This window comes from Azospirillum isscasi (assembly GCF_030849505.1).
Taxonomy (GTDB): Bacteria; Pseudomonadota; Alphaproteobacteria; order Azospirillales; family Azospirillaceae; genus Azospirillum; species Azospirillum isscasi.
In genome coordinates, this window is sequence record NZ_JAUJFI010000193.1 from 1 (window position 1) to 9,567 (window position 9,567).

9 protein-coding genes and 1 pseudogene are annotated in these 9,567 nt (G+C 71.3%); 5 read left to right on the top strand and 5 right to left on the bottom strand.

The annotated features are described in order from the left end of the window. The 4 genes and pseudogenes from QSG27_RS25270 to QSG27_RS25285 all read right to left on the bottom strand — a co-directional run. A pseudogene (locus QSG27_RS25270) lies at window positions 1–319 on the bottom strand (hypothetical protein); the annotation flags it as partial. A gap of 127 nt (window positions 320–446) precedes the next feature. Further along, window positions 447–1,073: a hypothetical protein gene (locus QSG27_RS25275; protein ID WP_306711046.1), complete on the bottom strand. Its 627-nt coding sequence runs from the start codon at window positions 1,071–1,073 to the stop codon at window positions 447–449. A 26-nt stretch (window positions 1,074–1,099) separates the two neighbouring features. After that, complete coding sequence (locus QSG27_RS25280; RefSeq protein WP_306711047.1) at window positions 1,100–2,440, bottom strand: DUF2336 domain-containing protein; 1,341 nt, start codon at window positions 2,438–2,440, stop codon at window positions 1,100–1,102. Continuing rightward, window positions 2,437–4,071, bottom strand: a complete 1,635-nt coding sequence (locus QSG27_RS25285; RefSeq protein WP_306711049.1) for a sensor domain-containing diguanylate cyclase — start codon at window positions 4,069–4,071, stop codon at window positions 2,437–2,439. Before QSG27_RS25285 ends, QSG27_RS25280 begins: the two co-directional genes overlap by 4 nt. A gap of 253 nt (window positions 4,072–4,324) precedes the next feature. Here QSG27_RS25285 and QSG27_RS25290 point away from each other — a divergent pair, with 253 nt between their 5' ends. The 4 genes from QSG27_RS25290 to QSG27_RS25305 all read left to right on the top strand — a co-directional run bounded on the left by QSG27_RS25290 (window position 4,325) and on the right by QSG27_RS25305 (window position 7,783). Beyond that, complete coding sequence (locus QSG27_RS25290) at window positions 4,325–5,011, top strand: pyrimidine 5'-nucleotidase (RefSeq protein ID WP_306711051.1); 687 nt, start codon at window positions 4,325–4,327, stop codon at window positions 5,009–5,011. 99 nt (window positions 5,012–5,110) lie between these two features. Continuing rightward, window positions 5,111–5,953: a 2,3,4,5-tetrahydropyridine-2,6-dicarboxylate N-succinyltransferase gene (gene dapD / locus QSG27_RS25295; RefSeq protein ID WP_306711053.1), complete on the top strand. Its 843-nt coding sequence runs from the start codon at window positions 5,111–5,113 to the stop codon at window positions 5,951–5,953. Window positions 5,954–5,972: 19 nt separating this feature from the next. Next, window positions 5,973–7,166 (top strand): succinyl-diaminopimelate desuccinylase, encoded by a 1,194-nt coding sequence (dapE, locus tag QSG27_RS25300; RefSeq protein ID WP_306711055.1) that lies wholly within the window; start codon window positions 5,973–5,975, stop codon window positions 7,164–7,166. 47 nt (window positions 7,167–7,213) lie between these two features. Further along, on the top strand, window positions 7,214–7,783 hold the full coding sequence (locus tag QSG27_RS25305; RefSeq protein WP_306711058.1) for a hypothetical protein: 570 nt from the start codon (window positions 7,214–7,216) through the stop codon (window positions 7,781–7,783). Window positions 7,784–7,857: 74 nt separating this feature from the next. On the opposite strand, the gene cobT is transcribed toward QSG27_RS25305, so the two are convergent. Beyond that, on the bottom strand, window positions 7,858–8,886 hold the full coding sequence (gene cobT, locus QSG27_RS25310) for a nicotinate-nucleotide--dimethylbenzimidazole phosphoribosyltransferase (protein ID WP_306711060.1): 1,029 nt from the start codon (window positions 8,884–8,886) through the stop codon (window positions 7,858–7,860). 159 nt (window positions 8,887–9,045) lie between these two features. Here cobT and QSG27_RS25315 point away from each other — a divergent pair. After that, on the top strand, window positions 9,046–9,567 hold a 522-nt coding region (locus QSG27_RS25315), incomplete at its 3' end, for an adenosylcobinamide-GDP ribazoletransferase (RefSeq protein WP_306711063.1).

Below are 9,567 nucleotides of genomic sequence, written 5' to 3' on the forward strand. Positions count from 1 at the left end.
CGTGGCCCGGCAGCAGCCGCAACTCCAGGACGGCCCGCGGCACTCCGTCCGGCACACCCGGATCGGGCATCCGTTCGGGCACCAGCAGCAACGCGGAGGCGGCGAGCGCGGAAACGTCCGTGCCCCGCGCGGCGGCCAGACGGACCGCCGCCGCGGCGAAATCGGCGGCGCAGGGAACGGCGTAGGAAACGGTCTGCGGAGCGCTGCGCTCCGGGACGGCGCTGGCCGCGGCGGACGGGAAAAGCCCGGCGCCCGCGTCGTTCAACGCGGTGCGCCGCGCGTCCAGCGCGTCGAAGGGATAGCCATCCGGAGCGGTCATGAAGGGCACCAACGCTTAGTGCGTGCGGTGCGACTCTAACGCAATCCCTGGATTCCACGCAACGGTCCAACCCGCCGCAGGAGGTGTAACGCGCAACGCGATGTTAACCTATCCCTTCGCGGTCGCCTCACCGGTGCATCATCGCCGGTTTGGCGGGCAGCTTCTGAAGCATGTCCTCGATGTAGGCGTCCTCGCTCTTGCCCGACATGGCGGCGAAACCCTTCAGCATCTGGCTGCCGAAGGTGAAGACGCCGGACAGATCGATCTTCCATTTGCCGCCTTCGCGCACGAAGTCGGCGGGAACCAGGGCCGGGCGGTTGTCCACCATCAGCAGGGCCGAGGCGCGGTCGCCCCGCACCCGCACGGGGCCCAGCCCGCTGCTGCCGATCACGTTGGGACCGAGCCAGCCGTTCCTCATGCCATGATCGGCCAGCTCGCCCAGCGACATGCGGCGCAGGTCGGCCGGGCTGACGTAGCGGCGCAACCCCATGGCGGCGAATTTCTCCGCCGGCTCCAGCTTGGCAAGGCCGGCGTCACCGCCGCTGCGGGCGGCGCCGCGCACCTGCTCCAGCTTGTCCACCGACGCGCGGGACAGCAGCGGCACAACCGCCGCGCCGCGCTTCTGCGCCAGGGCGGTGCGGGCGCTTTCGAAGAGGGCGGCGACCTCCCGCTCCTCCGGGGAGCCCGGCGGCGGGGCTGCGAGAGCCGGAACGGAAAGACCGAGGAACAGAAGAAGGATGGCCAGGGCGCGCATGGACGGGTCCGTGTGGTGGCACGGCGTCAGGCTTTCTCCTCGACTCCGAAGAAGGCGAGCTGCCAGCGCATCTCGTCGTCGGACATCGGGTAAAGGACGCCTTCCCGAGCCATAAGCGCGGTTTTTGGCGGAATCTGGGCGATGCGCAATTGCACCTGCCGGGCGAAGCGCATCGACAGCCCGCAGCGCCACACCAGGGAGGTCACGGCACGGGGGGCGTGGGTGCCGATGATGCGGTCCACGATGGGCATCGGAAGCTGCGCCAACTCGCCCAGCCCGGCGAGGACAAGCGCCCGGTCGCCCTCGGCCAGCGCGCCTTCCAGCAGCTTCTCCGTCAGCTTGCCTTCCTTGTTCAGCCGCGCGGCCTTGTCGGACGGGCGTTCCGCCGCCTTGTCCTTGTCGCCCGGCGGATGGCCCAGTTCCTCCTCCCCGAAATCGACGAGGCCGCGGGCGCCGCCGGGACCGCCGTTGTTGCCGCCGGCCCCGCGGTTGACCCGCGCCCGCACGCCCTCGGCCAGGGCGTGGGCGGCGGCGGGGTCGAGGTCGGTGCGCTCCCGCAGGACCTTCAGCAGATTGTCGGCGACGAAGCTGGCCAGACGCGCCACGGCGCGGGCCGGCAGGCGCGGGCGGCGCACCAGCGGGCCATGCCAGGGCTCGTGCTGCGGCGCCTGATCCAGGATGCGGTCCAGCGTCTCCTCGCGGATCTGGGCCGACGGGTTGGCGAGCAGGGCGGTCACCGCCGCCTCGTCGTCGGACCGCGCGATGGCGTCGGCGACGGAGGCCGACACCGACTTGCGCCCGGCGATGGCCGACAGGGCGCCGGCCACCGGCCCCCGCATGATGAGGTCCGACAGATCCTCGTCGGTCAGGATCGGCGAGAATTGCAAGACCGGGGCGCAAACCGACAGCTCCACGTCGCGGGCCAGCGTGTTGATGACGCCGTAGGGGGCGCCGGGCAGGTCCTTCAGCGCTTCGGCCAGGATGCCGCGCACCTCCGTTGCCTGGTCGCGGGCCAGCGCCTCCAGGCATTCCAGGGTCAGCCGCTCGATCTGCGACGCCTGGTCGGCGGACAGGTCGGGCAGCAGCCGGGCGATCTTCTGCGCCACGGCGCCGCGCACCGCGACTTCCCGGTCCTTGGCCAGCATCAGGTCGGCCTGACGGGGCGTGCCGGCGTTGGTGGCGATGGCCTGACGGACTTCCGCCGCGGTGTCGGCGGCCAGGAAATAGAGCAGCTCGGGCCGGGTCTGCGGCGACGCGGCGACGCGGCGGCGCACCGCCGGGTCGGCGCTGCGCGCCATCCGCTTGGCCGCCTCGTAATCGGTGGGGTCGAGAAGCTGGGGGTCGGCGCGGTCGCCGCGGGCGGTCATGGGAACGTCTCCACCACCGGGGAGGTTGCCATCGCGGGGGCCGGGGCAAGGGCGTAATGGCCCTTTCCGCGCTTCTTGGCGTCGTACATCGCCGAGTCGGCGCGGTCGGTCAGCTCCTGCACGGTTTCATACCCCGCCCGGTGCACGGCGACGCCGATGGACAGGCCCAGCGGCTTGTCCGGGCCGGCGGACAGGTGGCGCAGCGCGGCCATGCCGGAGAGCAGCCGTTCGGCGACGACCGCGGCCCCGTCCTCGTCGGTGCGGCCCAGCCACAGGACGAACTCGTCCCCGCCCAGCCGCCCCGGAAGGTCCCCGGGCCGGACGCCGCTGGTCAGCAGCCCGCCGATGGCCTTCAGCACCGCGTCGCCCTGCTGGTGGCCGTGCAGGTCGTTCACCGCCTTGAAGTTGTCGAGGTCCACATAGAGCAGGGCGGACGGCCCGGTCTCCGGGCGGCTGAGCGCCTCCTCCAGCCGCTCGAAGAAGGTGCGGCGGTTGAACAGGCCGGTCAGCCCGTCGCGCTCCGACAGGCGGCGCAGCCGCTCCTGATAGGCCAGATGCGCGTGGGCGATGCCGATGTGGTCGGCCACGCCGGACAGCAGCATCCGGTCCTCCTCGTCCCAGGGGTCGGAATCGTCGCCGCGCCAGATCACCACGGCGCCGTTGACGGCCTGCCGGTGCTCCGTCCGGGCGGCCAGCAGCCGGTTCGCCCCCAGGGTCAGATCCTGCGGGTCCTCGCCGGCGGCGATTTCCTCCAGCACGGGCCGCGACAGGTCCGACAGCAGCTCTTCCGGGATCTCCGCGGCGAAGTCGGCGGCGGGGCGCAGGGCGCCCGTTTCCAAGGCGCGGTAAATGCGGCAGCCGTCGGCGCCCAGCGCGCGGGCCGTCTCGGCCGCGGCGACGTGCAGCGCCTTCTCGGCGTCGAGCTGGTCGCGCAGCGTGTGGACGATGTGGGCGAGCATCTTCTCGCGGTTGCGCACCCGCGCCAGCTCGGCGGAGCGCAGCACCTGCTCGGTCGTGTCGCGGCAGACGCCGCGCGCGCCCACCCACTCGCCCTGCGGACCGAACAGCGGCACCGCCGACACGACGAAGCAGGAGGGCAGATCGTCCACCCGCTTCAGCCACAGCTCGGCCTGGTCGACGGGGCGGTGGCTGTCGAAGGGCAACGGCAGGTCGCCCCACTCGCTCACCGCCAGATCCCTGGGGTTGCGACCAATCAACGCATCGGCGCTGTAACCCAGCGCTCCCTTGGGCGTGACAAAGACGAATCGCCCGTCCTTGCCCGTTTCCCAGGCAAAATCGCTCGAAACCTCGACCAGATCCTTGTAGCGGCGGCGCGACTCGATGAGCGTCTGGCGGAGCTGCCGCTCCAGGGTGGCGTCGCGCCCGAGCAGCAGGATTTCCCCGTCGGGCAGCGGCGTGGCCGCCCATTCGACGATCGTCACGCCGCGCGGCAGCTCGACCGGAACGGAGCGCAGGCCCGGCGCCACGCTGCAGGTCGCCAGCCACGCCTGGATGTCCACCAGCCAGCGCCCGTCGCCGGACAGAAGCTCGTCCGCGGCGGCGTTGGCCGCGGCGACCCCATGGCCGGAATCCAGCCAGATCGCCGGGCCGGGGAAAGCGGCCAGGAGCATGGGCGTCGGAACGGAGCCGGGCGGGTTGGCCGGCGGAGCTTCGGATGTTGGGTCTGCGGGCACGGTGTGGACCTGGGACTGCGCGACAGCGAGTATACCGGAAAAATGCGTTTCTTTCCCGAATCTTTCTTCAGGCGGTTTGGACGTTGCCCGTGCGCAACCATTCATTGAGAACAGCTCCATGCCGGAACGGAAAGGCGCCATGCGGCGAAGCGGCTTGCGGGCGGGCGGGCAAAGCCCCATTGTTCAGGCCATGACCGCTTCCCTCCGCGACACCGGGGTCTGGATCTTCGACCTCGACAACACCCTGTATCCCGCCTCCTGCAACCTGTTCGCCCAGGTGGACCGGCGCATCGGCGATTTCATCGCCGGGCATTTCGGCATCACCTACGACGAGGCGCGCGTCATGCAGAAGCGCTTCTTCCGGGAGCACGGAACGACTCTCCGCGGCCTGATGGTGGAGCACGACGTCGATCCGGTGCCCTTCCTGGATTACGTGCACGACATCGACGTGACGCCCGTCTCGCCCTGCCCCGGCATGGCGGGCGCGCTGGACCGGCTGCCGGGGCGCAAGATCATCTACACCAACGGTTCGGTCCGCCATGCGGAGAACGTGACGCGGCAATTGGGCATCGACGGCTGCTTCGAGGCGATCTTCGGCATCGTCGAGGCCGGCTACGTGCCCAAGCCCGACCCGCGCCCCTACGCCATCCTGGTGGACCATTACGGCATCGACCCCGCCCGCGCCTGCATGGTGGAGGACATCGCCCGCAACCTCGTCCCCGCCCACGCCATGGGCATGACCACCGTGTGGGTGCGCAGCGAGGCCGACTGGGCCCGCCCCGACGGGGGCGGAGTCGGCACCGGCAGCCACATCGACCACACCGTGGACGACCTGCCGGCCTGGCTGGAGGAGGTCGCGGGGGAAGCCGTCCCCTGAAGCCCCCATAGGCCCCATAAGAACAAGGCGACGTTGACAAGGCGCAGCGGCGCGGCCCATGTTCCGAACCCTCGAACAGACAGCCCAGCGAATGCCGCCATGAGCCACGCCAGCCTCGAATCCGCCGTCAACGCCGCGTGGGAAACCCGCGACACCCTGAACGTTTCGACCAAGGGCGCCGTCCGCGACGCCGTGGAGGAGGCCCTGTCCGGCCTCGATTCCGGCGATCTGCGCGTCGCGCAGAAGACGGACGCCGGCTGGGTGGTGAACCAGTGGCTGAAGAAGGCGGTCCTGCTGTCCTTCCGCCTGAACGCCAACGAGACGATCCCCGGCGCGCCGGGCGGCGCCTCCTGGTACGACAAGGTGCCGCCGAAGTTCGAAGGCTGGTCGGAAGCCCAGTTCCAGGCCGCCGGCTTCCGCGCCGTTCCGGGCGCGGTCGTCCGCCGCTCCGCCTATGTGGCGCCCAACGTCATCCTGATGCCCAGCTTCGTCAACGTCGGCGCCTATGTGGACAGCGGCACCATGGTGGACACCTGGGTCACCGTCGGGTCCTGCGCCCAGATCGGCCGGAACGTCCACCTGTCGGGCGGCGTCGGCATCGGCGGCGTGCTTGAGCCGCTCCAGGCCAACCCGGTCATCATCGAGGACGACTGCTTCATCGGCGCCCGCTCCGAGGTGGTCGAGGGCGTGATCGTGGAGCGCGGCGCCGTGCTGTCCATGGGCGTTTTCATCAGCGCATCCACCAAGATCATCGACCGCAACACCGGCGAGGTCTTCGTGGGCCGCGTCCCCGCCTACTCCGTCGTGGTTCCGGGCACCCTGCCGGGCAAGCCGCTGCCGGACGGCACGCCGGGTCCGGGCCTCTACTGCGCCGTGATCGTGAAGCGCGTGGACGAGCAGACCCGCGCCAAGACCTCCATCAACGACCTGCTGCGCGACTGACGCGGGGGAAGACGACACGATGAGCACCGACGCCGCGGCCCTTTCCTTCGATCCCTGCGATCCCGTCGCGGTGGCGCAGGCCCTGATCCGCTGCCCCAGCGTGACGCCCGAAGACGGCGGTGCGCTGGGCGTGCTGGAGGCGGCGCTGGCGCCGCTGGGCTTCGTCTGCCACCGCCTGCGGTTCGAGGAGGAGGGCACGGCGCCGGTGGACAACCTTTACGCCCGGTTGGGCACGGAGGGGCCGAACTTCTGTTTCGCCGGGCACACCGACGTGGTGCCCCCCGGCGAGCTGAAGGGCTGGTCCATCGACCCCTTCGCGGCGGAGATCCACAACGGGCGCCTCTATGGCCGGGGTGCGGTGGACATGAAGGGGGCGGTCGCCGCCTTCGTCGCCGCCGCGGCCCGCCATGTCAAGGCCGCCAAGGAAACGGGCGGAGCGCCCAAGGGCTCGATCAGCCTGCTGATCACCGGGGACGAGGAAGGGGTCGCCATCAACGGCACCCGCAAGGTGCTGGACTGGATGCGGGCCAACGGCGAGACGCTCGACGCCTGCGTGGTCGGGGAGCCGACCAACCCCAAGGCGCTGGGCGACATGATCAAGATCGGGCGGCGCGGCAGCATGACCGCCTTCCTGACCGTCTACGGCGCACAGGGGCACGTCGCCTATCCGCATCTGGCCGACAACCCGCTGCCCCGGCTGGCCCGCATGCTGGCCGCCATCACGGCGGAGCCGCTGGACGCCGGCACCCCGCATTTCCAGCCGTCGAACCTGGAGCTGACCACCATCGACGTGGGCAACCCGGCGCACAACGTCATCCCGGCGCTGGGCAGGGCGACGCTGAACATCCGCTTCAACGACCTGCACACCGCCGACACGCTGGTGGCGTGGCTGCGCGAGCGGTTCGACCGGGTGGGCGGCACCTACGAGCTGGATCACTTCGTGTCGGGCGACAGCTTCCTGACGCCGCCCGGCCCGCTGACCGAACTGGTCGCCGAGGCGGCGGAGCGCGTGACCGGGCGCCGCCCCGACTATTCGACCACCGGCGGCACGTCGGACGCCCGCTTCATCAAGAATTTCTGCCCGGTGGTGGAGTTCGGCCTCGTCGGGCAGACGATGCACAAGGTGGACGAGCACACCACGCTGGACGACCTGACCCGCCTGACCGACATATACGGCGAGGTCCTGCGGACCGTGTTCGACCGGATCGGTTGACGCAGGGCTTTGCCTGACCGCCCCCACCACCCTCCGGTGACCGCAACATGCCGCTGACCGCCCGGGACGTCGCCACTTCCGTCTTCGGCGCCTATCGTCTGGCGCGGTTCGACCCCACCGGATTGCAGCACCTGGACCGCACGCCGGAGGGCGCGTGGAAGTCCTTCTACGCCGCGGTGATCGTCGCCCCGGCCTGGGCGCTGCTTCTGGCCATCCGGCTGTGGGACCAGGTGCCGGACACGCCGCTGTTCCAGATCGTGATGGTGGAGGCCATCGCCTACGTCGTCAGCTGGACGGCCTTCCCGGTGGTCATGCACGGGGTGAGCGGGGTGCTGGACCGGCAGGCCCGCTATCTGGATTTCCTGTGCGCCTACAACTGGTCGTCGGTCGTGCAGATGACCGTCTATCTGCCGGTGGTCATCCTGGCCGCCACCGGGCTGCTGCCCGGCCCGATCTCCGAAGGGCTGGTGTTCGGCGTGATGCTGGCGATGCTGACCTACCAGTGGTTCGTCATGCGCACCGCGCTGGAGATTTCCGGCATCGCGGCGGCGGTCCTGGTCCTGCTCGACCTGTTCCTGTCCGCCCTCATCACCGATTTCGCCGACGGGCTGCTGTAGGAGCGTTGCCCCACCCCGGCCTTCCCCCGCTGGGCGGGGGAGGGTTAGGGTGGGGGCAAGCGACGCCCCGCCCCTCACGCCCCGCGGGTGCTGACGCCCGCGTCGGCGAAGGTGGCCATGCCGGCGTGGCAGGCGCAGGCCGACTTCACGATGTTGATCGCCAGCGCCGCCCCCGAGCCCTCGCCCAGACGCATGCCGAGATCGAGCAGCGGCTCCTTGCCGATGGCGGCCAGCAGGCGGTCGTGGCCCGGCTCGACGGAGCGGTGGGCGACCATGCAATGGTCCAGCGCCCGGCGGTCGGCCTTGAACAGCACCGCCGCCGCCGCCGTGCAGGCGTAGCCGTCCAGCAGCACCGGCACCCGCGCCATGCGGGCGGCCAGGATGGCCCCGGCGATCGCCGCCAGCTCATAGCCGCCGAAGCGGCGCAGGGCCTCGAACGGGTCGTCCTTGGCCTGCGGGTTGGCGGCCAGACCGGCCTCCACGGCGGCGACCTTGCGGGCCAGCCCCTCGTCGTCCACGCCGGTGCCGCGGCCCGTCCAGTCCTTGGCCTCGCCGCCGAACAGGGCGTGGCAGACCGCCGCCGCCGCGGTGGAGTTGCCGATGCCCATCTCGCCCAGCGCCAGAAGCTGGACGCCGCTCTCCACGGCCATCATGCCGTAGGCCATGGCCTGGCAGCAGTCCTCCTCGCCCATTGCCGGCCCCTGGGTGAAGTCGGCGGTGGGGGTTTCCAGATCCAGCTCGTAGACGCGCAGGTCGGCGTCGGCCACCTCGCAGAGCTGGTTCACGGCGGCGCCGCCGTTCTGGAAGTTGGCGACCATCTGGGCGGTCACCGCCGCCGGGTAGGCTGAGACGCCGCGGGCGGCAATGCCGTGGTTGCCCGCGAAGACGGCGACGCGCGGGCGGCGCACCTCCGCCGGGTGCTGGCCCTGCCACGTCGCCATCCACTGCGCGACCTCCTCCAGCCGGCCGAGCGCACCCGCGGGCTTGGTGAGCTGCCGTTCGCGCTGGAGCGCCGCCGTGCCGGCGTCGAGGTCCGGCCCCGGCAGGTTGCGCACGAGCGCGCGGATTTCCTCGAAGGTGATGGCGGGCTGCGTGTTGCTCATGGCGAAGGGTCCTGGCGCTGACGGCAGAGGATGCGGTGATGGAGAGGCGATGAAAAAAGCGGCGCGACCTTGGACCATTCGCGGGCCGCTGTCAAAGCGCCTCTCGTCCGGTCTGTTATCCGTTGCGGCGGGCGTGGGGTTGCCGTACTCCCAAAGACGATGCATGAGGAATCCGCCCCGCCCGTCTCCCGCTGGCCCGCCGATCTGGCCCTGGCCGTGGTCTTCCTGACGCGGCTGCCGCTGCGCCTGTCCGGCCCGCCGGCGGAGGACGCCCACGCCCGCGCCATGGGCTGGTTCCCCCTGGTCGGCGCCGGGGTCGGGCTGTTCGGCGGCGCGGTCTACGCGCTGGCCGCGCTGGCCCATCTGCCGCCGCTGCCGGCGGCGCTGCTGGCGCTGGGGGCGATGGTCTGGGTCACCGGCGCCCTGCACGAGGACGGGGCGGCGGACGTCGCGGACGGCTTCGGCGGCGGGCGCGACAAGACCCGCAAGCTGGAGATCATGCGGGACAGCCGGGTCGGCAGCTACGGCGTGCTCGCCATCGTCTTCTCGGTGGCGGTCCGCGCCGCGGCGCTGGCGGCGCTGGCGGAGCCGCGCGCCGTCATCCCCGCCCTGCTGGCGTCGGGCGCCCTGTCGCGCGGCGGCATGGCGGCGATCGCACGGCTGATGGACCCGGCCCGCGCC

What these genes read in the sequence shown, in the direction of transcription:
- QSG27_RS25305 (WP_306711058.1), top strand. Translation starts at nt 7,214, where the DNA reads ATGCCGCTGACCGCCCGGGACGTCGCCACTTCCGTCTTCGGCGCCTAT.
- dapE (WP_306711055.1), top strand. Translation starts at nt 5,973, where the DNA reads ATGAGCACCGACGCCGCGGCCCTTTCCTTCGATCCCTGCGATCCCGTC.
- QSG27_RS25290 (WP_306711051.1), top strand. Translation starts at nt 4,325, where the DNA reads ATGACCGCTTCCCTCCGCGACACCGGGGTCTGGATCTTCGACCTCGAC.
- QSG27_RS25280 (WP_306711047.1), bottom strand. Translation starts at nt 2,440, where the DNA reads ATGACCGCCCGCGGCGACCGCGCCGACCCCCAGCTTCTCGACCCCACC.
- cobT (WP_306711060.1), bottom strand. Translation starts at nt 8,886, where the DNA reads ATGAGCAACACGCAGCCCGCCATCACCTTCGAGGAAATCCGCGCGCTC.
- QSG27_RS25275 (WP_306711046.1), bottom strand. Translation starts at nt 1,073, where the DNA reads ATGCGCGCCCTGGCCATCCTTCTTCTGTTCCTCGGTCTTTCCGTTCCG.
- dapD (WP_306711053.1), top strand. Translation starts at nt 5,111, where the DNA reads ATGAGCCACGCCAGCCTCGAATCCGCCGTCAACGCCGCGTGGGAAACC.
- QSG27_RS25285 (WP_306711049.1), bottom strand. Translation starts at nt 4,071, where the DNA reads ATGCTCCTGGCCGCTTTCCCCGGCCCGGCGATCTGGCTGGATTCCGGC.